Here is a 22,294-nt window from a genome sequence, read left to right on the forward strand (position 1 = left end):
TCCCGCCTGTGGATCGGTCTCCGTCGTGGACGGAGTCTGTCGCGGTTCTAAACGTTCACCATCTGAAAGAGAGCACTCGTGGAGTCCATCTCCGAGATCCAGACCGGCGACGACGTCGCCACCACCGAGGCCCCCGCCGCTGAGGCGCCCGCGACCGAGACCGTCGCCGAGGCCCCTGCTGCTGAGGCACCGGCTGCCGAGGCGCCCGTCGAAGACGCAGCGCCCGCTGCAGACGCGACTCCCGTCGAGGAGGCCGCACCGGCCGACAAGCCCGCCAAGGCACCGCGCAAGCGCGCCCCCCGCCGTGCGAAGAGCACGGACGCCCCCGCCGAGGCGCCCGCCGCCGAGGCTGCGCCGGCCGACGAGACGCCCGCCGAGACTGAGACCGCCGAGGTCGCAGCGGCAGCCGCCGCAGTCGAGACCACCACCGCCGAGGCGCCCGCAGCCGACCCCGAGAAGCCCGCCGACGGCGAGGCATCCGCCGACGCCGCGCAGCCCGCTGAGGGCGAGGCATCCGCCGACGCCGAGAAGGCCACCGACGCCGAGAAGCCCGCCGAGGGTGACAAGCCTGCGGAGGGCGAGGGCACCGGCCGCAGCCGCTCGCGCAGCCGCTCGCGCAGCCGCAGCCGCAACAAGTCCGAGACTGGCAACAGCCAAAACGGCAACGCCCAGAACGCCGCGGACAAGCCCGCTGTCGAGGAGAAGTCCGACGACGAGCAGGGCCAGGGCCGCGGTCGCCAGCGCAACAAGCGTCGCGGTCAGGGCCAGAACGACGAGTTCGACACCGAGATCGGCGACGATGACGTGCTCATCCCGATCGCCGGCATCCTCGACGTGCTCGACAACTACGCGTTCGTCCGCACGACCGGTTACCTGCCCGGCCAGAGCGACGTCTACGTCTCGCTCGGTCAGGTCAAGAAGTACAACCTCCGCAAGGGCGACGCCGTCGTCGGCGCGATCAAGCAGCCCCGCGAGGGCGAGCAGTCGAGCCGCCAGAAGTACAACGCGCTCGTCAAGGTCGACGCGATCAACGGCCTGTCGGTCGAGGATGCCGCGAACCGTGTCGAGTTCTCGAAGCTGACGCCCCTGTACCCGCAGGAGCGTCTGCGCCTCGAGACCGCGCCCGAGAAGCTCACGCAGCGCATCATCGACCTCGTCGCACCGATCGGCAAGGGGCAGCGCGGCCTCATCGTCGCGCCGCCCAAGGCCGGCAAGACGATCGTGCTGCAGCAGATCGCGAACGCCATCGCGATCAACAACCCCGAGGTCCACCTCATGGTCGTGCTCGTCGACGAGCGCCCCGAAGAGGTCACCGACATGCAGCGCACCGTCAAGGGCGAGGTCGTCGCGTCGACCTTCGACCGTCCCGCCGAGGACCACACGACCGTCGCAGAGCTCGCCATCGAGCGCGCGAAGCGCCTCGTCGAACTCGGTCGCGACGTCGTCGTGCTCCTCGACTCGATCACCCGCCTCGGCCGCGCCTACAACATCTCGGCGCCTACGTCGGGCCGTGTGCTCACTGGTGGCGTCGACGCGTCGGCGCTCTACCCGCCCAAGCGCTTCTTCGGCGCCGCGCGCAATATCGAGAACGGCGGTTCGCTGACGATCCTCGCGACCGCGCTCGTCGAGACCGGCTCCAAGATGGATGAGGTCATCTTCGAGGAGTTCAAGGGCACCGGCAACAGCGAGCTGCGCCTGTCGCGTCAGCTCGCCGACAAGCGCATCTTCCCGGCCGTCGACGTCAACGCGTCGTCGACCCGCCGCGAGGAGATGCTGCTGTCGAACGACGAGGTCAAGATCACCTGGAAGCTGCGTCGCGCCCTCGCCGGCCTCGACACGCACCAGGCGCTCGAGGTCGTGCTCGGCAAGCTCAAGGAGACCGGCTCGAACGTCGAGTTCCTCGTGCAGATGCAGAAGTCGATCCCGGCTCCCGCCGCCGGCGGCCACAGCAACGGGCACGACAACAGCATCCGCTGAGTCGTCCGCTCGATGTTCGAGTCCGTCCAGGCGCTGATCGACGAGCACCGCGCGGTCCAGGAGGAACTCTCCGACCCCGCGGTGCACGCCGACGCGCCCCGCGCGAAGCGCGTCAACCGGCGCTACGCCGAGCTGTCGCGCATCGTCGCGGCGCACGACGCCTGGGCGGCGGCATCCGACGATCTCGAGGCAGCGCGTGAGCTCGCCCGTGAGGACGCCGCGTTCGCCGACGAGGTCCCCGCGCTCGAGGAGCAGCTGGCGGCGGCGCAGGAGAAGCTGCGTCGCCTGCTGATCCCGCGCGACCCCGACGACGCCCGCGACGTGATCATGGAGATCAAGGCGGGGGAGGGTGGCGCCGAATCGGCCCTGTTCGCCGCCGACCTCTTGCGGATGTACGTGCAGTACGCGGCATCCATGGGATGGAAGACCGAACTCCTCGAACGCAACGAGTCCGACCTGGGCGGCTACAAGGACGTCCAGGTCGCGATCAAGGGGTCGAGCTCCGATCCGGCGCAGGGCGTGTGGGCGCACCTCAAGTACGAGGGCGGTGTGCACCGCGTGCAGCGGGTTCCCGCGACCGAGTCGCAGGGCCGCATCCACACCTCCACCACCGGTGTGCTGGTGTTCCCCGAGGTCGACGAACCCGAAGAGATCGCGATCGACCCGAACGACCTGAAGATCGACGTCTTCCGCTCTTCCGGCCCCGGCGGGCAATCCGTCAACACGACGGACTCGGCCGTGCGCATCACGCACGTGCCGACCGGGATCGTCGTGTCGATGCAGAACGAGAAGAGCCAGCTGCAGAACCGCGAGGCCGGCATGCGCGTGCTGCGCGCCCGGTTGCTCGCGAAGCAGCAGGAGGAGCTGGATGCCGCGGCATCCGATGCCCGTCGTTCGCAGATCCGCGGCATGGACCGCTCGGAGCGCATCCGCACGTACAACTTCCCGGAGAACCGGATAGCGGATCACCGTACGGGTTACAAGGCCTACAACCTCGACCAGGTGATGGACGGCGCGCTCGCCCCCATCGTGGAGTCGGCGATCACCGCCGACGAAGAGGCTCGCCTGGCCGCGCTCGGCTCCTGACGCGCGTCGAGAAACCACTCCGGCGCGAGAAACCACCCGCGGGGGTGTGTCTCGCGCGTAGCGTGGTTTCTCGCGGGTGCTCCGTGAGTAGCCCGCGGAGCGCGGCGGCTCAGATGTGGTACTCGGGAGCCGTCAGCAGTGCGCGGGTGTCCTCGCTCGCGGTGCGGCGACGCGCCCGTGCCGGCACACCGACGAGGACCGAGTCTGCGGGCGCGTCCTTCGTGACGACGGCGTTCGCGCCGACGACCGAGTGCGCCCCGATCACGACGGGGCCGAGGATCTTCGCGCCGGCGCCGACCGCGACGCCGTCCTCGAGGGTGGGATGCCGCTTGCCGCCGTCCCGCGTCCGGCCACCGAGCGTCACACCGTGGTACAGCATGACGTCGTCGCCGACCTCGGCGGTCTCACCGATCACGACACCCATGCCGTGGTCGATGAAGAACCGGCGGCCGATGACCGCACCGGGGTGGATCTCGATGCCGGTCAGCCACCGCGTCACCTGCGAGATGGCGCGCGCGGGGAAGCGCAGGCCGCGCTGCCAGAGCGCGTGCGAGATACGATGACTCCACACGGCGTGCAGACCGGGATACAGGACGGCGATCTCGAGGGCGCCACGGGCGGCGGGGTCGCGGAGCTTCGCGGCCGCGATGTCTTCGCGGACCGCGTGCAGCATGTCGCCGGCACTCACGCCGGCTCCTCCTCGCGGAGGTGCGCGTAGAGGGCGGTCGACAGATAGCGTTCGCCCGCGTCGGGGATGATGACGACGATGCGCTGCCCCGCCGACTCGGGACGCTTCGCGATCTCGAGCGCCGCCCAGACCGCCGCGCCCGCCGACATCCCGGCGAGGATGCCCTCCCGCGTCGCCAAGTCGCGCGCCACGGCGATCGCGTCGTCGAACTCGGCGTCGAAGATCTCGTCGACGACCGATCGGTCGAGCACGTCGGGGACGAAGTTCGGCCCGATGCCCTGGATCCGGTGGCCGCCCGCGCGACCCTCGGTGAGCACGGGGGAGTCCTTCGGTTCGACGAGCGCCACCTTGACCGCGGCATCCTTCGCCTTCAGTGCCTGCCCGACGCCGGTGACGGTGCCGCCGGTGCCCGAGCCGGCGACGAACCAGTCGATGCGCCCGTCGGTGTCGCGCCAGATCTCCTCCGCCGTCGTGCGGCGGTGGATCGCGGCGTTCGCCTCGTGCTCGAACTGGCGCGCCAGGATCGCGCCCGGCGTCTCGTCGACGATCCGCTTCGCGGTGTCGACGGCCTCGGTCATGCCCTTGTACGGATCGGTGAGGACGAGTTCGGCTCCATAGGCCTTCAGCAGCGTGCGCCGCTCCTTCGACATGGATGCCGGCATCGTGAGGATCACCTTGTAGCCGCGTGTCGCACCGATGAGCGCGAGGGCGATGCCCGTGTTGCCGCTCGTGGACTCGACGATCGTCCCGCCCGGCTCGAGCTCGCCCGCGGCCTCGGCCGCTTCGACGAGCGCGTAGCCGAGGCGGTCCTTGACGCTCGCGCCCGGGTTGTAGAACTCGAGCTTGGCGAGCACCTCGGCGTGGAGCCCCTCGGTGAGCGCGTTCAGCCGCACCAGGGGAGTGTCGCCGAAGGCGTGGGTGATGTCGGGGAGAATGCCGGGCACTGCTGCGCTTTCGATCGTCGGGGGAGTGCGGGTCAGTCGCGGAGGTGCTCGTAGAGCGCGGTCGAGAGGTACCGCTCGCCGAACGAGGGGATGATCACGACGATGTTCTTGCCGGCGGCCTCGGGACGCGCGGCGACCTGGAGCGCGGCCCAGACAGCGGCACCGGAGGAGATCCCGACGAGGATGCCTTCCTTCGTCGCGACCTCACGGGCGGTGGCGATCGCGTCGTCGAACGTGACGTCCTGCACCTCGTCGATGACGCCCTGGTCGAGGATCGGCGGGATGAAGTTCGGGCCGATGCCCTGGATCTTGTGCGGCCCGGGCTTGCCCTCGGTGAGCAGCGGCGAGTCCTTGGGCTCGACGGCTACGACCTTCGCCTCGGGTGCGCGCTCCTTGAGCACCTGGCCGACGCCGGTGATCGTGCCGCCGGTCCCGATGCCGGCGACGAAGTAGCCTATCTCGCCGTCGGTGTCGCGGAGGATCTCCTCGGCGGTGGTCTTCTTGTGGATCTCGACGTTCGCCTGGTTCGCGAACTGCTTCGCGAGGACGGCGCCGGGCGTCTCGCCGGCGATCTTCTCGGCCTCGGCGACGGCGCCCTTCATGCCGAGCGACGGGTCGGTGAGGACGAGCTCGGCGCCGTATGCCTTCAGCAGCATCCGACGCTCGATCGACATCGACGACGGCATCGTCAGGATGACCTTGTACCCGCGGGCGGCGCCGACCATCGCGAGCGCGATGCCGGTGTTGCCGCTCGTTCCCTCGACGATGGTGCCGCCGGGCTGCAGCTCGCCCGAGGCTTCAGCAGCATCCACGATGGCGATGCCGAGACGGTCCTTGACCGACGACGCCGGGTTGTAGAACTCGAGCTTCGCGAGCACGGTGCCGGGGAGACCCTCGGACACGCGGTTGAGTCGGACGAGGGGGGTGTTTCCGAATGCGCTCGTGATGTCGGAGTGGATGCCGGTCATGAGGGGGCCTTTCGTGCGGGCGGGCAACGGTCGTCGGTGCGCGTCAAGCCTACGGGCGCGAAGCGTCGGGTGGGCCGAGTGTGACGCCGCGGGAAGCCTCGGTGTCTGCGCCGGTATCGTAGGGATGCCCATGCTCACCACGCCGACACCCGATTCGCCCGTCGAGCACGACCTCGGTCGCGCCGTGCGGGCCGCTGCCGTGCGCCTCGCGAACGCCGGCGTCACGACGCCCGACGTCGACGCCGAACTCCTCGCGGCCCACGTCCTGGGCATCGGCCGGGGCGAGCTCGCCGCCGCGTCGGTCCGAGGCGATCGGATGCCGGAGCACGTCGCCGATGTCTTCGAAGCGCTCGTCGTGCGTCGGGCCGCCCGCGAGCCGCTGCAGCACCTCACCGGCTCGGCGCCGTTCCGCCACCTCGAGCTGCGCGTCGGCCCCGGGGTGTTCGTGCCTCGCCCGGAGACCGAGATGGTCGCGCAGCTCGCGATCGACGCGCTCCGCGCCACGGCGTCCGAGACGCCGATCGGCGTCGATCTCGGCACCGGCAGCGGCGCCCTCGCGCTCGCGATGGCGACCGAGGTCCCGCACGCCCGGGTGCACGCGGCTGAGAATTCGGTCGAGGCGTTCATCTGGGCGAAGGAGAACTTCGCCGCGAACGCGCCGCACGCGCGACTCGCATTCATCGATCTCGCCGACGCCTTCCCGGAGCTCGACGGCACGGTGTCGGTCGTGGTCTCGAACCCGCCCTACGTGCCGGACGAGGCGATCCCGCGCGACCCGGAGGTGCGGTTCTGGGACCCGCCGGCCGCGCTCTACGGCGGCGCCGACGGGCTCGATGTCGTCCGTGTGCTGTCGGGTGTCGCGATGCGCCTGCTGCATGCGGGCGGCACGCTCGTGATCGAGCACGGCGAGTGGCAGGGCGAACCGATCCGCGATCTCCTCACCGCCGACGGGTGGCTGGCCACCGCCACCCACCGCGACCTCACCCTCCGCGACCGGGCCACCACCGCACTGCGCCCCTGATCCCGGCTCGTCGCCGCTCGAAGTCGACGGCCAGAGTGCCGGCGCGCCGCCACCGTAGACTGGAGTCGACATGTCTCCTGTGCTCGATTGCCGCGACCCGGACCAGTTGATCTCCGCGGTGCGGCGTGCACGCCAGGCCATCGGCCGCGGCGAGCTCATCGTCATGCCCACCGACACCGTCTACGGCGTGGCCGCCGACGCGTTCAACGCCGCCGCGGTGGCGCGTCTCCTCGCCGCCAAGGGGCGCGGACGTCAGTCGCCGCCGCCCGTGCTGGTGTCGGGCGCAGCCACCATGCGCGCACTCGTCGCCGAGGTTCCCGAGGCCGTCGAGCGGCTGGTCGAGCGGTTCTGGCCGGGGGGACTCACGATCGTCCTGCCGGCCCAGCCGTCGCTGACGTGGGACCTGGGGGAGACCCACGGCACCGTCGCGGTCCGCATGCCGGACGACAAGTTCGCACTCGAGCTCCTCGAGGAGTGCGGGCCGCTCGCCGTGTCGAGTGCGAACAAGACCGGCAAGCCGGCGGCACTCGATGCGGATGCCGCGGTCGACATGCTCGGCGACAGCGTCGCGGTCTACCTCGACGGCGGCATCGTCTCGACGGGCGTCTCATCGACGATCGTCGACGCGACGGGGCTCGTCGGCGATACGCAGCGGCCGGTTGCCGTGCTCCGCGAGGGCGCGATCTCGCGGGCCCAGCTGCGCGAGGTGCTCGGCGACCTGTTGGAGCCTGACCCCGACGAAGCCGACGACGCGTGAAGGACTACCTGATCGCCTTCCTCATCACCGCGGCGATCACCTTCGCACTCTCGTGGGTCGTCTGGAAGGTCGCGATCCGCTACCGGTTGCACCCGGCGATCCGTGAGCGCGACGTCCACAAGCGGCCCACGCCCCGCCTCGGCGGCATCGCGATGTTCCTGGGTCTCGTCGCGATGTTCCTCATCTCCTCGCAGATGCCGGCGTTCGCCATCGTCTGGGAGAACCCGACCCGCATGTGGGCGCTACTGGGGGCCGCGACGCTGATGGTCCTCGTCGGCGTCGCCGACGACCTCTGGGACCTCGACTGGATGATCAAGCTCGGCGCGCAGTTCGCCGCCGCGTGGATCGTCGTCGGGGTCGGCGGCATCCAGATCTACTACCTGCCCTTCGGGAGTCAGGTGATCGCGTCCGGCTGGCCGAGCGCGACGATCTCGATCCTCGCGATCGTCGTCGTCATGAACGCCGTCAACTTCATCGACGGCCTCGACGGTCTCGTCGCCGGCGTCTGCCTCATCGCGAACGCCGTGTTCTTCGCGTACTCGGCGCTGCTCGCGCGGGACTTCGACAACAGCGCCCAGACGAACACCGCCGTCTTCATCACGGTGGTGCTCCTCGGTGTCTGCGCCGGTTTCCTGCCGTTCAACTGGAACCCCGCGAAGATGTTCATGGGGGATGCCGGTGCGCTGCTGCTCGGGCTGATGATGGCGTCGTCCGCGATCGTCGTCACAGGCAATCTGCCGCCCCAGCTCCTCGCCGACAACGACCTCTTCGGTCGCTCCCAGCTCATCGGTGCCTTCATCCCGGTGATTCTCCCCATCGTCGTCGTCCTGCTGCCGCTGCTCGATTTCGGGCTTGCGGTGATCAGACGCACGGCGCGCGGCAAGTCGCCGTTCTCGCCCGACCGTCAGCACATGCACCACCGCATGCTCGACATGGGCCACACCGACCGCAATGCGGTCTTCGTGTTCTACGCGTGGACCGCGATCATCTCGCTGTCGGTGCTGCTGATGTACATCGGCACCACTTCCGGCTGGCCCGGGCTCTACCTGCCCGGCGTCGGCTTCTTCTTCCTCGGCGCGATCGCCTGCGTCCTGGTCACCCTCCCGCCCTCCCGCCGTGCCGTCCCCGCGGCATCCGACTCGAAGGTCTCCTCATGAGTGCTCCCTCCCTCTCGTCGACGCTGGTGCTCCGGCGCACCCTCCTGTGGTCGGCCGCAGCAACCGGCGCTCTCGTCGTCGTCGGCGCGGTCGTGGGTCTCCTCATCGCCGGCGTCCCGGGACTGTGGAGCGCACTCGTCGCGGTCCTGACCGCCGCGGTCTTCCTCGCGATGACGGCCGGCTCGATCCTGCTCGCGAACCGCTGGTACGGGGATGCACTGTTCGTCCCGATCTTCTTCGGATCGGTCATGGGTGCGTGGATCCTGAAGTTCGTGCTCTTCCTCGTTGTCCTGTTCGTGGTCCGCGACCAGCCGTGGCTCGTGCCGCTCATCTTCTTGGTCGCGCTGGTGGTCAGCATCCTCGCCTCGCTCGCCATCGACGTCGTCGTCATGTTGAAGATGCGGATCCCGCACGCGAGCGACGTCACGCTGCCCACCGCGGCCGACATCGACCCCGAAGAGGCTCCGAAGGGGGACTCGCCGCAGCCGCGGGACTGATAGGCTGTTCTCGAGCCCGCCTGATCCCGACGGGAACATCTGCGGAGTAAGCTCACCGACCATCGTCGCCTCGGTTTCGCAAACCGACGCCCCAATGCTGGAGCTAGCGCTGTTTACTCAAGCTGCGACCCTGATCGCTACTGCCGCCGAAGAGCACGCCCCTGAATTCCATGGGCCCTCGATTTCGGAGTTCTTCCCCGAGGCGGTCTTCCAGATCGGCGACCTCGTCATCAACCGGATCCACCTGATCCAGTTCCTCGCGACGATCGCCATCGTGCTCATCTTCTGGCTCGGCACCCGTCGCATGACGGTCGTCCCCGGTCGGTTCCAGAGCATCGTCGAGATGGGCCTGGACTTCGTCCGCGTCAACATCGCGGAGGACCTGCTCGGCAAGAAGGACGGCAAGCGATTCCTGCCGATCCTGACGACCATCTTCTTCATGGTCTTGTTCATGAACATCACGGGTGTCATCCCGTTCCTGAACATCGCCGGTTCCTCGATCGTCGCCGTGCCGTTGCTGCTCGCGATCGTCGCCTACGTGACGTTCATCTACGCGGGCATCAAGCACAACCCGGGTGCCTTCTTCAAGAACTCGCTGATGCCGTCGGGCGTGCCGTGGCCGCTCTACATCATCATCATCCCGCTCGAGTTCCTGTCGACGTTCATCATCCGTCCGGTGACGCTCACCCTGCGACTGCTGATGAACATGATCGTCGGGCACCTCATGCTCGTCCTCTTCTTCGCGGCGACGCAGTTCTTCCTCCTCGACATCGGCGGCTGGTACTCGGCCCTCGCTGCAGGCACGCTCGCCTTCGGGTTCGCCTTCACGCTGTTCGAGATCTTCGTCGCCTTCCTCCAGGCATACGTCTTCGCCATCCTCACCGCGGTCTACATCCAGCTCGCGGTGGCAGAAGAGCACTAAGCGGTCCGGCGCACGCCGAGCCATCCAACCGAAAGGAAACACCTCCGTGGACGCAACTACGGTTCTCGCCGCCCTCGAGGGCAACGTCGCGACGATGGGTTACGGCCTCGCCGCCATCGGCCCCGCCATCGGCGTGGGCATCGTCGTCGGCAAGACGATCGAGGGTGTGGCCCGTCAGCCTGAGCTGGCCGGTCGCCTCCAGGTCCTGATGTTCATCGGTATCGCCTTCACCGAGGCGCTCGCCTTCATCGGTATCGCGACCTACTTCATCTTCGTCTGATCCAGACACAGATTCCTAAGGAGACAGGATGCTGAACGCTCTTGTCGCGTACGCGGCGGAGGAGGGGGAGACCTACAACCCCCTCATCCCGGCGTGGTACGACATCATCTGGTCGGGCGTCTGCTTCATCGTGATCCTGGCCGTCTTCTGGAAGGTCGCCCTTCCGAAGATGCAGGTGCTCCTCGACCAGCGCGCTGCCGCCATCGAGGGCAACATCGCGAAGGCCGACGAGGCGCAGCGCAAGGCAGAGGCCGCGCTCGAGGAGTACACCTCGCAGCTGGCCGAGGCGCGCAAGGAAGCCGGCGAGATCCGCGATGCCGCCCGCGAGGACGGCAAGAAGATCGTCGCCGAGGCGAGGGACACGGCTTCGGCCGAGGCCTCCCGCCTCACGGCAGCCGCGCACACCCAGATCGAGGCCGAGCGCCAGACCGCGCTCGTCTCGCTCCGCAGCGAGGTGGGCACGCTCGCCCTCGACCTCGCGGGCGGCGTGATCGGTGAGACCCTGTCGGACGACGCCAAGGCACAGGCCGTGGTCGACCGCTTCCTCGCCGACCTCGAGGCATCCGAGAAGGCGGCCCAGTAATGGGCAGCGCGACCACTCAGGCCCTTGCGGCGACGACGTCGGCCCTCGAGGCCGCGCCGAGCGTCGACCTCGACGTGGCCCGCGAGCTGTTCGCCGCGGTCCGCGTCCTGGCCGGCTCGTCGCAGCTGAGCGGCGCGCTGTCCGATGCGTCGGCGCCCGCCGCGGCGCGGCAGCAGGTCGTCGCGAAGGTGTTCGGCGGGTCGTCCGCCGGCGCTGTCGCCGTCCTGCAGGCTGCCGCCGCTGAGCGCTGGTCGTCCTCGGGTGACCTGCTGTCGGGCATCGAGGAGGCCGCCATCCGCGCCGCCGCCATCGCCGACCCGAAGGTCGACATCGAGGCCGAGCTGTTCGGTGTCGTCCGCACGATCGCGGCGAACCCCGAGCTCGAGCTCGCACTCGGCAGCCGCCTCGGTGACGCGTCCGCCAAGGGCGCGCTCATCGAGAAGCTGCTCGGTGGCCGCGCCTCCGCGGCGACCGTGCTGATCACGTCGTCGCTCGTGCAGCTCCCGCGTGAGCGTCGGGTGCGTTCGATGCTCAGCCGTGCCCTGCGCCTGGTCGCCGACCAGCGCGGCCGCACCGTCGCCACGGTGTACGCCGCGTCGGCGCTGAGCGCAGAGCAGACGGCGCGTCTGCAGCGCACGCTCGCCGGCCGCTACGGCACCGAGGTCTCGGTGAACGTCGTGGTCGAGCCGTCGGTCGTCGGCGGTGTCCGCATCGAGATCGGTGACGACGTCATCGACGCCACCGTGTCGTCCCGATTGGGCGATCTCCGCCAGCGCCTGGCGGGCTGACTTTTCCCGCTCCACCGGAGCGGACCCGGCGGGCCGAGCGCCCGCCACCAGACCTCACAAGAAGGAAGACCATGGCAGAACTGTCCATCAGCCCCGATGTCATCCGGGACGCGCTGAAAGACTTCGTCGCCGCGTACGAGCCCACCGGCGCAGCGGCGACCGAGGTCGGCACGGTCGTCGACGCTGCAGACGGCATCGCCCACGTCGAGGGTCTCCCCGGCGTCATGGCGAACGAGCTCGTCCGCTTCGAGAACGGTGTCGAGGGCCTCGCGCAGAACCTCGACGAGCACGAGATCGGTGTCGTCATCCTCGGCGACTTCGCCGGCATCGAGGCCGGTCAGAAGGTCACCCGCACCGGCGAGGTCCTCTCGGTCGGTGTCGGCGAGGGCTACCTCGGCCGCGTCGTCGACCCGCTCGGCAACCCGATCGACGGCCTCGGCGAGATCGCCACGACCGGACGTCGTGCGCTCGAACTCCAGGCTCCCGGCGTCATGCAGCGCAAGTCGGTGCACGAGCCGATGCAGACCGGCATCAAGGCCATCGACGCGATGATCCCCGTCGGCCGCGGCCAGCGTCAGCTCATCATCGGCGACCGCCAGACCGGCAAGACAGCCATCGCGATCGACACGATCATCAACCAGAAGGCCAACTGGGAGTCGGGCGACGTCACCAAGCAGGTCCGCTGCATCTACGTCGCGATCGGCCAGAAGGGCTCGACCATCGCTTCGGTGAAGGGCGCGCTCGAGGACGCCGGTGCCATGGACTACACGACGATCGTCGCGGCTCCGGCATCCGACCCCGCTGGCTTCAAGTACCTCGCCCCCTACACCGGCTCGGCCATCGGTCAGCAGTGGATGTACGAGGGCAAGCACGTCCTGATCATCTTCGACGACCTGTCGAAGCAGGCCGAGGCCTACCGTGCCGTGTCGCTGCTCCTGCGCCGCCCGCCGGGCCGCGAGGCGTACCCCGGTGACGTCTTCTACCTGCACTCGCGTCTGCTCGAGCGTTGCGCGAAGCTGTCCGACGAGCTCGGCGCCGGTTCGATGACGGGTCTGCCCATCATCGAGACCAAGGCCAACGACGTCTCGGCGTACATCCCGACCAACGTGATCTCGATCACCGACGGCCAGATCTTCCTCCAGTCCGACCTCTTCAACGCCAACCAGCGTCCTGCGGTCGACGTGGGTATCTCGGTCTCGCGAGTCGGTGGTGACGCTCAGGTCAAGTCGATCAAGAAGGTGTCCGGCACGCTCAAGCTCGAGCTCGCCCAGTACCGCTCGCTCGAGGCGTTCGCGATGTTCGCCTCCGACCTGGATGCCGCGTCGCGTCGCCAGCTCGAGCGTGGTGCACGTCTGACCGAGCTGCTCAAGCAGCCGCAGTACTCGCCGTACCCCGTCGAGGAGCAGGTCGTCTCGATCTGGGCAGGTACCAACGGCAAGCTCGACACCATCGCGGTGGAGGATGTGCTGCGGTTCGAGCGCGAGCTGCTCGACCACCTGAAGCGCAACTCGTCGATCCTCGACACCCTGCGCGAGACGAACGTCCTGGACGACGCGACGCTCGCCGAGCTCGACAAGGCGACCGACGCCTTCGTGCTCGAGTTCCAGGGCGGGAAGGGCCAGGCCATCAACAAGCCCGGTCACGAAGAGGTCGCTGCTGCGGACGTCGACGACGTGAACCAGGAGAAGATCGTCAAGGGCCGCCGCGGCTGACGCCGACGGGAGACTCACACACCTATGGGCGCACAACTCCGGGAGTACAAGCAGAAGATCTCTTCTGCTCAGACGACCAAGAAGATCACGAAGGCGATGGAACTCATCGCGGCCTCGCGCATCCAGAAGGCGATGGCGCGCGTCCGCGCGTCCAACCCCTTCGCGCGGGCCGTGACGCGGGCTGTCTCCGCCGTGGCGACGCACTCGAACGTGCAGCACCCGCTGACGACCGAGCGCGACGAGATCCGCCGTTCGGCGGTCGTCGTGTTCGGTTCGGACCGCGGTCTCGCCGGCGCGTTCAACTCGCAGGTGATCCGCGAGGCGCTGCAGCTCGGTGAGCTGCTGCGCTCCGAGGGTCGCGAGCCGGTGTACTACCTCGTCGGTCGCAAGCCCGTCGGTTTCTTCCAGTTCCGTCGCATCGCCACGGCTGCCGAGTGGATCGGTGACACCGACACCCCGCAGTTCTCGACGGCGGAAGAGATCGCGGCCGCGCTGATCGAGGCGTACGAGCTCGGCGGTGCCGAGGCGGGCGTGGACGAGATCCACCTCGTGTACAACCGCTTCGTCAGCATGATGACGCAGACGCCGGAGACGGTCCGTCTGCTGCCGCTCGAGGTCGTCGAGGCGGAGGACGAGGCATCCAGCCAGATCTACCCGCTCTACGAGTTCGAGCCGGACGCGGAGACGGTGCTCGACGCACTGCTCCCGGTGTACGTGCAGAGCCGCGTGTTCAACGCGCTCCTGCAGTCGTCCGCCGCGAAGCAGGCCGCCACGCAGAAGGCGATGAAGTCGGCGAGCGACAACGCCGACAAGCTCATCACCGACTACACCCGCCTGCGCAACAACGCGCGTCAGGCTGAGATCACGCAGCAGATCGCCGAGATCGTCGGCGGCGCCGACGCACTGGCGTCCGGCAAGTAAGCCGATCTGTCTCCAGACCACACGAAAGAAGAGAAGCCATGAGCCTCACAGCTGAGAAGACGGAAACCCCCGTCGTCGGCCGCGTCGCGCGCGTCACCGGGCCGGTCGTCGACATCGAGTTCCCGCACGACTCGATCCCCGAGATCTACAACGCGCTGAAGACGACGATCACGATCGCCGGCGAGTCGACCGAGATCACCCTCGAGGTCGCCCAGCACCTCGGTGACGACCTCGTCCGCGCCATCTCCCTGAAGCCGACCGACGGCATGGTCCGCGGCCAGGAAGTGCGCGACACCGGCGGCCCCATCACGGTGCCCGTCGGCGACGTCACGAAGGGCAAGGTCTTCAACGTGACCGGCGACGTGCTCAACGCCGCCGAGGGCGAGACGATCGAGGTCACCGAGCGCTGGGGCATCCACCGCTCCGCGCCGAACTTCGACCAGCTCGAGTCGAAGACCGAGATGTTCGAGACCGGCATCAAGTCGATCGACCTCCTCACCCCGTACGTGCAGGGTGGAAAGATCGGTCTGTTCGGTGGTGCCGGTGTCGGCAAGACCGTCCTCATCCAGGAGATGATCCAGCGCGTCGCGCAGGACCACGGCGGTGTGTCGGTTTTCGCCGGTGTCGGCGAGCGCACCCGTGAGGGCAACGACCTCATCGGCGAGATGGAAGAGGCGGGTGTCTTCGACAAGACCGCCCTCGTCTTCGGTCAGATGGACGAGCCGCCGGGGACGCGTCTTCGCGTCGCGCTGTCGGCCCTGACGATGGCGGAGTACTTCCGCGACGTGCAGAAGCAGGACGTCCTCCTGTTCATCGACAACATCTTCCGCTTCACGCAGGCCGGTTCCGAGGTCTCGACGCTGCTGGGCCGTATGCCCTCCGCCGTCGGTTACCAGCCGAACCTCGCCGACGAGATGGGCGTGCTCCAGGAGCGCATCACCTCGACGCGTGGTCACTCGATCACCTCGCTCCAGGCGATCTACGTCCCCGCCGACGACTACACCGACCCGGCACCGGCGACCACGTTCGCGCACCTCGACGCCACCACCGAGCTTTCGCGTGAGATCGCGTCGAAGGGTCTGTACCCGGCCATCGACCCGCTCACCTCGACGAGCCGCATCCTCGACCCGCGGTACATCGGTGACGACCACTACCGTGTCGCGACCGCTGTCAAGCAGATCCTCCAGAAGAACAAGGAACTGCAGGAGATCATCGCGATCCTCGGTGTCGACGAGCTCTCCGAAGAGGACAAGATCGTCGTGTCGCGTGCACGCCGCATCCAGCAGTTCCTCTCGCAGAACACCTACATGGCGAAGAAGTTCACCGGTGTCGAGGGCTCCACGGTCCCGATCAAGGAGACCATCGAGTCGTTCGACGCGATCGTCAAGGGTGACTTCGACCACGTCGCCGAGCAGGCGTTCTTCAACGTCGGTGGCATCTCCGACGTCGAAGAGAAGTGGGCGCAGATCCAGAAGGAGAACAGCTGACATGGCGCTGACCGTCACCCTCGTCTCCGCCGAGGCGGAAGTCTGGCACGGCGAGGCCTCCCTCGTCGTGGCCAAGACGGTCGAGGGCGAGATCGGCTTCATGGCCGGTCACGAGCCCGTCCTCGCGATCCTCGCGGAGGGCCAGGTCCGCATCACGCAGGCCGACGGCTCGAAGGTCATCGCCACTGCTGAGGACGGCTTCCTCTCGATGGAGGGCGACGAGCTCACCATCGTGGCGGGGAACGCAGCCCTCCAGTCCTGACATCTCTGTCGCAGCGCCGTCCGGTTCTCCCGGGCGGCGCTGCGCTGTTCCCGGAGCGCGCATGCTGATCCTCCTCCCACCGTCCGAGACGAAGCGTCCCGGCGGCGACGGTGCGCCGTGGCCCAAGACGTCGCCCTCGTTCCCGTCGCTGCGGCGGGTGCGCGCGCAGGTGGTGCGCGCACTCCTCGAGCTGAGCGCCGACGCAGACACCGCGGCACGCGTCCTCAAGTTGTCGGAGCGGCAACGCGGCGACATCGCCGCGAACGCAGCGCTGCGGAGATCCCCGACCATGCCTGCGGTCGATCGGTACACCGGCGTGCTCTTCGACGCGCTCGACGCCGCCTCGCTCGATGCCGATGCGCGCGAGTGGCTCGGTGCCCACGTCGCGATCCAGTCGGCGCCGTTCGGCCCCGTCGGCGCGCTCGATCTGATCCCGGCCTATCGGCTCGCGGCTGGCACGTCGGTGCCCGGACTGCCGCCGCTGCGGCGGTTGTGGGCGGATGCCGCGGGCGCGGCGATCGCGGCATCCGAGCCGTCGTTCGTGCTCGACCTCCGCTCGGAGGCGTACGTCGCGCTGGGGCCGGTGCCCGCCGGCGTGGCGCAAGCGTACGTGCGGGTCGTGACGGACGCCGGTGACGGCGTGGTGCGGGCGCTCAATCACTTCAACAAGCACGCGAAGGGCGACCTCGTGCGCGCGTTCGCGCAGTCGCGTCCGGACGTCTCGTCGCTCGCGGAGCTCATCGCGTGGGGCGGTACCCACGGTTGGACGATCCGGGATGCGGGCGACGGGATCGTCGACCTCGTCGTCTGATGCGACGACGGAGGGTCGGATGCGAACGGCATCCGACCCTCCGTGCGTTCAGTGCGCGGTGCGCGTCACTTGATGAAGCGGAAGTTGAACGGGTACCGGTAGCTGCCGCCCGCGTTCACCTTCATGCCGCCCTGGATCGAGAAGACCACGTTGAGCACCCAGATCGCGAAGAGCACGAGTCCGGTGAGGAAGCCGAGGAACCAGAGCACGAACGACAGGATCGAGAGGACGATCGCTGCGCCGACGTACACGATCGTGAAGGTGATCTGCCAGTTCAGCGCCTCTTTGCCCTCGACGTTGGTGCGGGGTCCGCGGTCCTTGAACACGAGCCAGATGATGAGGGACGGCAGCAGGAAGAGCACGCCGCCGATGTGCGCCCACATCGCCCACTGCTTGTCCTGGTCGGGCGGAAGCGGTGCCGCGGCGGGTGCGTACCCGGGCGGCGGTGCCTGATACCCCGCGGGCGGCGCCTGATACCCCGCGGGCGGGGCGGCGTACCCGGGAGGCGGCGTGTGTCCCGCCGGCGGGGGAGTGGGGGCAGCCGGAGGCGGTGTCGGCTCGCCCTGCGGCGGCGGCGTGTTCGGGTCGGTCATGTGCTCGTGCCCTTCTCTTGTGCGTCGTGGCCGGTCGTCGTCACGGTCTGCGGTTCGACGCGCTCGCGTGGGTGGCGACGCACATGCGTCGTCACAGCGTCACCGTAGCGCCGCCGTGCCCGCGTGGGCAATGGTCGACGCGGCGCGGCGTTCCGCGGGAGCGTGTCCACTAGAGTGTGAGGACGCTGCACGATCACGGAAGGGTGAAGGCGTGCCCGAAGCCACCGAGTCCCGTGTCGTCTCCCTCGCGACCGGGACGATCGAGTTGCGATGGTCCGATGTGACCCATCGCGGCCGTCGCCGCGAGAACAACCAGGATGCCGTCCTGTCGGCATTCCCGCTGTTCGTCGTCGCCGACGGCATGGGTGGCCACATCGGCGGGGAGATCGCCAGTTCGCGTGCGATCGAACGGCTCTCGGCCGCCGTCGGTGACGGCGACATCTCGCCGGAATCGATCGAGCGCGCGCTCGAGCAGGCCGTCTCCGACATCGCCTCGCACACCGAGACGACCGACGACGGGACCGGCACGACGGTCACCGGCGTGTATCTCGACCTGTCGGGCGACGAACCCACCTGGGTCACACTCAACATCGGCGACTCGCGTGTGTACCTCTTCCGCGACGGTGCGCTCGCACAGGTCACCACCGACCACTCCGTCGTCCAGGAACTCATCTCTGCGGGCCGCTTGACGCCCGAAGAGGCCGAGAACCACCCCTACGGCAATGTGATCACCCGCGCCGTCGGCCCGAGCGACGGCGTCGTGCCCGACTACGTGCGACTCGAGGTGCTCGACGGCGACCGGTTCGTCGTCTGCAGCGACGGGCTGACGAAGGAGCTCACCGACTACGGCATCCTGCACTTCCTGCTGCAGCACGACGACCCCACCGAGGCGGTCGATGCCATGCTCGAGGCGGCGCTCGAGAACGGCGGCCGCGACAATGTGACGATCATCGTCGTCAACGTGACGCGCACGGGTTCCTCCCCGGACACCGATACCGCGGTGATCTCCACAACCCGCGCGGTCGACTGACCGGAGCCCCGCGCCGCGGCCCACGGTGGAGTGGTGACCACCTCGACCCCACTCCTCCGCGGCGAACCGATCTCACTGCCGCGCGGCCCCGAGAGCCCGCAGCGACCGCCGATTCCGATCCTCGCGGCGAGCGTCCCGGTCGCGGGCGCCCTTGTGCTCTGGGCGGTGACCGGGTCGCCGTTCGCCCTGTGGTTCGCACTCCTCGGGCCGCTGATCGCGGTGGCATCCGTCGCCGACGCCGCCCGCGGATCCCGCCGGAGCAGACGGCGGCACGTGGCGCAGTCACGGATAGCGCTCGTAGCGGCCCGTGCGGAGGTCGACCGCCGGCATGACGCGGAGCGCGCGGAGCGGTGGACGCGGCATCCCGACGTCGCACACTTCCTCGAGCAGCCCGACGCGGTGTGGCGGACGGTGGCGGCCCGCGACGGCGTCCTCGTCGTCGGTGCCGGCGCGGGGGAGAGCGAGCTCCGTGTGACCGGGGGTGAGGGTGACGGCGACGCCGACGAGGTGCGACGCGGTGCTGCACAGCTGACCGAGGCGCCCGTCCTCGTGCCCCTGACGACGGGAATCGCGGTGATCGGTCCGCCCGTGCTTGCTGCGGCTGTCGCGCGGGGGCTCGCCCTCCAGGTGTGCCTGTCGCTCCCGCCGGGGCGGCTCCGTCTCGTCGAGGACGGGCCCGGATGGACGACGGGGATGCCGCACCGCGACGCGGCCATCGGACTCCTCCTGCAGCTGCGCGAGACCGGCGGGCTCGTCGGCGCCGACGTCGACGTGCCGATCATCGTCGTCCCCGAGGGTGCACCCGCCCCACCGCGATGCGGCGCGGTGCTCCGCCTCACGGGGCCCGCGACGGCACGCCTGGACCTGGAAGGGAGCACGATCGACGTCGCCGTCGAACCGATCTCGACGGCGCACGCCGCCGCCGTCGCGGCGCACCTCGCCGACCGCGCCACGCGCGCACTCGGTCGCAGCGCGCACGAAACGGTGGCCTTCGACGATCTCGTCGCAGCGCAACCGATCGCCTCGCCGGATGCCGCCGTCGCGGCGTTCGCATCGTCGTCGTCGCAGCCGCTCCTCGTCGATCTCGTGGGCGACGGGCCCCACGCGATCGTCACCGGTGTCACCGGCGCCGGGAAGAGCGAGCTGCTCACGTCGTGGGTGGTCGCGCTCTGCGCCGCGCACACGCCGAGCGAGCTCGCGTTCCTCCTCGTCGACTTCAAGGGCGGGCGGACCTTCGACCACCTCACGGCGCTGCCGCATGTCACCGGGGTCCTGACCGACCTCGACGAGACGACCGCGATCCGCGCGATCCGGAGCCTCCGCGCCGAGGTACGCCACCGTGAGCAGCAGCTCGCCGACGCCGGTTCGAGGGACATCGCCGAGGCTCCGGCGCTCGGGCGCCTCGTCATCGTCGTCGACGAGTACGCCGCGCTCGTCGTCGCGCACCCCGAGCTCCACGACCTGTTCGGCGACCTGGCGGCGCGCGGTCGCGCCCTCGGCATCCACCTCATCCTCGCGACCCAACGCGCGACCGGCGTCTTCCGCGACGCCGTCCTCGCCAACGCGCCCCTTCGCATCTCCCTCCGGGTGACGGATGCCGCCGACTCGCGCGCCGTCCTCGGCGTCGACGACGCGGCCCGCCTACCGGGGCGCGCGGACGCGCGCGGACTCGCGCTCGTCCGCCGCGCCGGCGACGCCGCCCCGGTCGCCGCGCGCGTCGCGCGCTGCGACCGGGACTCCCTCGAACGGGTCGTCGCGCACACGGCCGGCGCGCCCGCGCGCCGGCCGTGGCTCCCCGCGCTGCCGACGGTGGTGCCCCTCGACGCGGTGCGCCGGCCGGGTGCGGTGGTGCTCGGGCTCGAGGACGAGCCCGAGCGGCAGCGCCAGGAGCCCGTGGTGTGGGACGAAGGCGACGTCGGCCTCGCCGTCATCGGCGGCTCGGGCAGCGGTCGCAGCTCGCTCGTGGCGGCGATCGCAGCGCAGGCGCCGACGGTGCACGTCGGCGTCGACGCGGAAGCCGCATGGGATGCGCTCGCGCGGCTGGACGAGGTGCCGCGCGGCGCGGTCGTCGCCGTCGACGACCTCGACGCGGTGTTGGCCGGGCTCCCCGCGGAGTACGCGGCCGGAGCCCTCGAGCGGCTCGAGGGAGCCCTTCGCGGGGCCCGTGCCCGCGGCATCCGTCTCGTGGTGACGACGCAGCGGATGAGCGGGGGCGTCGCGCGACTCGTGGAGCTGATGCCTCGGCGGGTGGTGCTCGCGCTGCCGTCCCGCACCGATCACGTCGCGGCCGGCGGTCACCTCGACGACCACGCGCCGGATCTGCCAGCCGGGCGCGGTCGCATCGGGCGCACCCTCCTGCAGGTCGCGCTCACCTCGGAGCCCCTGCTCGTCGAAGTGGGCGTCGAGACGGCGCCACCGTGGCACCCCGGCCGTCGCCCCGCCGCTGTCGTGGCCCCCGCAGGGCCGCCCACGCGTCGACTCGTCGCAGCGTGGGAACGGATGGGCATCGAGGTGCAGTCCGTGGAGGGCGGGACCCGGCTGCGCCGCGGCGCCGTGGCGATCGGCGCGCCGGACGCCTGGCTCGCGCAGTGGCGGCTGCTCGCCGATGCTCGCGCCGACGCGGATCTCGTGGTCGACGCGTCATGTGCGGGGGAGTACCGCGCGCTCACAGGGCTCCGCGATCTCCCTCCGTTCGCACACCCCGGCCAGGGGCGCGCGTGGGTGCACGCACCCGATCGGCCGGTACGGCGCGTTCGGCTCGATCCGTCCTGAGGGGTGCGGGTCAGACCGTCGGGCGGATGACCCCGACGTCGCGTCCGCCGCCGGACACGGTGAGAGGGAGGTCGCCGAGGGTGCGGGCGACGTCGGCGCCCGAGAGTGCACCGGCGCGGACGAGGAGGGTGAGGGCGGTCACGGCGGAGGCGCGGCTGCTACCGTCGAGCATCTTCAGTGCGACGGTCGTGCCGTCGGGGGCGATCATCGTCATGACGCCCTCGGCGCCGTGCTTCGCGAACACGCCGAGCCGTTCGGTCACGATCGAGTCGGGCTCCCCCGGACCCTGCACGACCCACGGGTGCTCGCGCACCGCGCGAACAAGCGCGCCCGCCGAGCGATGGAGCGCGAAGGGCGACCGCTCCGACGAGGCGCCGATGCGGTGCACCGCACGGGCAAGGGCGTGCAGGCTCATGCCGTACACCGGGGCACCGCAGCCGTCGATCGCGGTCGCGGTGATCTTCGTGCCGGTGAGGCGCTCGATCACCTCGCGCGTGTGCACCTGCAGCGGATGCTGCAGGTCGAGGTAGGTGTCCCGCTCCCAGCCGCTCGCGGAGCAGGCGAGGAGCATCGCGGCGTGCTTGCCCGAGCAGTTCATCCGGACCCGTTGCGGCCCGATCAGCTCGCGGGTGAGGTCGTCGCGCGTCGCCGCGTCACCCGGCCACGACGGCGGGCACTGCAGGTCGTCCTCCACCGCACCGGCGGCGGAGAGGATGTCGGTCACGAGGGCGACGTGGCGGTCGGTGCCCGTGTGACTCGCCGTCGACACCGCGAGGTGCGCGCCCTCGAGCGTCGCGCCCGCCGTCACGCTCGCCAGCGCCTGCAGCGGCTTCAGGGTGGAGCGGGGGAGGATCGGCTCGTCGACCGCGCCGAGCGAGGTGACGACGGCGCCGTCCCGGTCGAGCACGATCGCCGACCCGCTGTGGCGGGACTCGACGAAGCCGCTCCGCTCGACGACGGCGAGTTCGACGGCATCGGTCACGGAGAACGTTTCAGGCACCGCACCAGCCTACCGAGCGGCCGCGTGGCAGACTGGCG

22 protein-coding genes are annotated in these 22,294 nt (G+C 69.8%); 17 read left to right on the forward strand and 5 right to left on the reverse strand.

Annotation, left to right across the window (positions count from 1 at the left end; genetic code table 11):
- The first annotated feature begins 78 nt into the window (after positions 1-78).
- Positions 79-1,977 carry a transcription termination factor Rho gene (gene rho, locus QNI14_RS01035; protein ID WP_283714330.1) on the forward strand — a complete coding sequence of 633 codons (1,899 nt, stop codon included), beginning with the start codon at positions 79-81 and terminating at the stop codon, positions 1,975-1,977.
- A 12-nt stretch (positions 1,978-1,989) separates the two neighbouring features.
- Complete coding sequence (prfA, locus tag QNI14_RS01040) at positions 1,990-3,063, forward strand: peptide chain release factor 1 (protein ID WP_283714331.1); 1,074 nt, start codon at positions 1,990-1,992, stop codon at positions 3,061-3,063.
- A gap of 109 nt (positions 3,064-3,172) precedes the next feature.
- Here prfA and epsC read toward each other — a convergent pair whose 3' ends face one another.
- The 3 genes from epsC to cysK (QNI14_RS01055) are packed head-to-tail and all read right to left on the reverse strand — an operon-like array spanning position 3,173 to position 5,663.
- Positions 3,173-3,736, reverse strand: coding sequence for a serine O-acetyltransferase EpsC (epsC, locus tag QNI14_RS01045; protein WP_283714852.1), 564 nt, complete (start codon positions 3,734-3,736; stop codon positions 3,173-3,175).
- 11 nt (positions 3,737-3,747) lie between these two features.
- Positions 3,748-4,695 (reverse strand): cysteine synthase A, encoded by a 948-nt coding sequence (gene cysK / locus QNI14_RS01050; RefSeq protein ID WP_283714332.1) that lies wholly within the window; start codon positions 4,693-4,695, stop codon positions 3,748-3,750.
- A 32-nt stretch (positions 4,696-4,727) separates the two neighbouring features.
- Positions 4,728-5,663, reverse strand: coding sequence for a cysteine synthase A (gene cysK, locus QNI14_RS01055; RefSeq protein ID WP_283714333.1), 936 nt, complete (start codon positions 5,661-5,663; stop codon positions 4,728-4,730).
- 130 nt (positions 5,664-5,793) lie between these two features.
- Here cysK (QNI14_RS01055) and prmC point away from each other — a divergent pair, with 130 nt between their 5' ends.
- The 13 genes from prmC to QNI14_RS01120 all read left to right on the forward strand — a co-directional run bounded on the left by prmC (position 5,794) and on the right by QNI14_RS01120 (position 16,861).
- A complete protein-coding gene (gene prmC, locus QNI14_RS01060; RefSeq protein ID WP_283714853.1) occupies positions 5,794-6,684 on the forward strand; it encodes a peptide chain release factor N(5)-glutamine methyltransferase in 891 nt (296 codons plus the stop codon).
- 70 nt (positions 6,685-6,754) lie between these two features.
- Positions 6,755-7,441: an L-threonylcarbamoyladenylate synthase gene (locus QNI14_RS01065; protein ID WP_283714334.1), complete on the forward strand. Its 687-nt coding sequence runs from the start codon at positions 6,755-6,757 to the stop codon at positions 7,439-7,441.
- On the forward strand, positions 7,438-8,598 hold the full coding sequence (locus tag QNI14_RS01070; protein ID WP_283714335.1) for an MraY family glycosyltransferase: 1,161 nt from the start codon (positions 7,438-7,440) through the stop codon (positions 8,596-8,598). The genes QNI14_RS01065 and QNI14_RS01070 overlap by 4 nt, the downstream gene beginning before the upstream one ends.
- Positions 8,595-9,095 (forward strand): Cg1360 family ATP-synthase-associated protein, encoded by a 501-nt coding sequence (locus tag QNI14_RS01075; RefSeq protein ID WP_283714336.1) that lies wholly within the window; start codon positions 8,595-8,597, stop codon positions 9,093-9,095. Before QNI14_RS01070 ends, QNI14_RS01075 begins: the two co-directional genes overlap by 4 nt.
- A 94-nt stretch (positions 9,096-9,189) precedes the next feature.
- Positions 9,190-10,017: a F0F1 ATP synthase subunit A gene (gene atpB, locus QNI14_RS01080; protein WP_283714337.1), complete on the forward strand. Its 828-nt coding sequence runs from the start codon at positions 9,190-9,192 to the stop codon at positions 10,015-10,017.
- Positions 10,018-10,063: 46 nt separating this feature from the next.
- Positions 10,064-10,297 carry an ATP synthase F0 subunit C gene (gene atpE, locus QNI14_RS01085; protein ID WP_064001481.1) on the forward strand — a complete coding sequence of 78 codons (234 nt, stop codon included), beginning with the start codon at positions 10,064-10,066 and terminating at the stop codon, positions 10,295-10,297.
- Positions 10,298-10,325: 28 nt separating this feature from the next.
- Positions 10,326-10,880: a F0F1 ATP synthase subunit B gene (locus QNI14_RS01090; protein ID WP_283714338.1), complete on the forward strand. Its 555-nt coding sequence runs from the start codon at positions 10,326-10,328 to the stop codon at positions 10,878-10,880.
- Positions 10,880-11,668 carry a F0F1 ATP synthase subunit delta gene (locus QNI14_RS01095; protein ID WP_283714339.1) on the forward strand — a complete coding sequence of 263 codons (789 nt, stop codon included), beginning with the start codon at positions 10,880-10,882 and terminating at the stop codon, positions 11,666-11,668. The genes QNI14_RS01090 and QNI14_RS01095 overlap by 1 nt, the downstream gene beginning before the upstream one ends.
- A gap of 71 nt (positions 11,669-11,739) precedes the next feature.
- Complete coding sequence (atpA, locus tag QNI14_RS01100) at positions 11,740-13,380, forward strand: F0F1 ATP synthase subunit alpha (RefSeq protein WP_283714340.1); 1,641 nt, start codon at positions 11,740-11,742, stop codon at positions 13,378-13,380.
- A gap of 24 nt (positions 13,381-13,404) precedes the next feature.
- Positions 13,405-14,301, forward strand: coding sequence for a F0F1 ATP synthase subunit gamma (locus QNI14_RS01105; RefSeq protein WP_283714341.1), 897 nt, complete (start codon positions 13,405-13,407; stop codon positions 14,299-14,301).
- Between the two features lie 38 nt (positions 14,302-14,339).
- Entirely contained in the window at positions 14,340-15,788 is a 1,449-nt protein-coding gene (gene atpD, locus QNI14_RS01110) for a F0F1 ATP synthase subunit beta (protein ID WP_283714342.1), read from the forward strand.
- Between the two features lies 1 nt (position 15,789).
- The gene (locus QNI14_RS01115; RefSeq protein ID WP_283714343.1) at positions 15,790-16,050 is read left to right on the forward strand and encodes a F0F1 ATP synthase subunit epsilon; all 261 of its coding nucleotides are present in this window, start codon (positions 15,790-15,792) and stop codon (positions 16,048-16,050) included.
- 61 nt (positions 16,051-16,111) lie between these two features.
- The gene (locus QNI14_RS01120; RefSeq protein WP_283714344.1) at positions 16,112-16,861 is read left to right on the forward strand and encodes a YaaA family protein; all 750 of its coding nucleotides are present in this window, start codon (positions 16,112-16,114) and stop codon (positions 16,859-16,861) included.
- Positions 16,862-16,926: 65 nt separating this feature from the next.
- Here the strand turns inward: QNI14_RS01120 and QNI14_RS01125 are convergent, their stop codons facing one another.
- Positions 16,927-17,454 carry a DUF4870 domain-containing protein gene (locus tag QNI14_RS01125; protein ID WP_283714345.1) on the reverse strand — a complete coding sequence of 176 codons (528 nt, stop codon included), beginning with the start codon at positions 17,452-17,454 and terminating at the stop codon, positions 16,927-16,929.
- A gap of 211 nt (positions 17,455-17,665) precedes the next feature.
- Between QNI14_RS01125 and QNI14_RS01130 the strand changes: the two genes are divergently transcribed.
- Both QNI14_RS01130 and QNI14_RS01135 read left to right on the forward strand, forming a co-directional pair.
- On the forward strand, positions 17,666-18,484 hold the full coding sequence (locus QNI14_RS01130; protein WP_283714346.1) for a PP2C family protein-serine/threonine phosphatase: 819 nt from the start codon (positions 17,666-17,668) through the stop codon (positions 18,482-18,484).
- A 33-nt stretch (positions 18,485-18,517) separates the two neighbouring features.
- The gene (locus QNI14_RS01135; RefSeq protein ID WP_283714347.1) at positions 18,518-21,256 is read left to right on the forward strand and encodes an FtsK/SpoIIIE domain-containing protein; all 2,739 of its coding nucleotides are present in this window, start codon (positions 18,518-18,520) and stop codon (positions 21,254-21,256) included.
- 10 nt (positions 21,257-21,266) lie between these two features.
- Here the strand turns inward: QNI14_RS01135 and QNI14_RS01140 are convergent, their stop codons facing one another.
- The gene (locus tag QNI14_RS01140) at positions 21,267-22,256 is read right to left on the reverse strand and encodes an asparaginase (protein WP_283714348.1); all 990 of its coding nucleotides are present in this window, start codon (positions 22,254-22,256) and stop codon (positions 21,267-21,269) included.
- Between the last annotated feature and the right edge of the window lie 38 nt (positions 22,257-22,294).

It is taken from the genome of Microbacterium dauci, assembly GCF_030065535.1.
GTDB lineage: Bacteria > Actinomycetota > Actinomycetes > Actinomycetales > Microbacteriaceae > Microbacterium > Microbacterium dauci.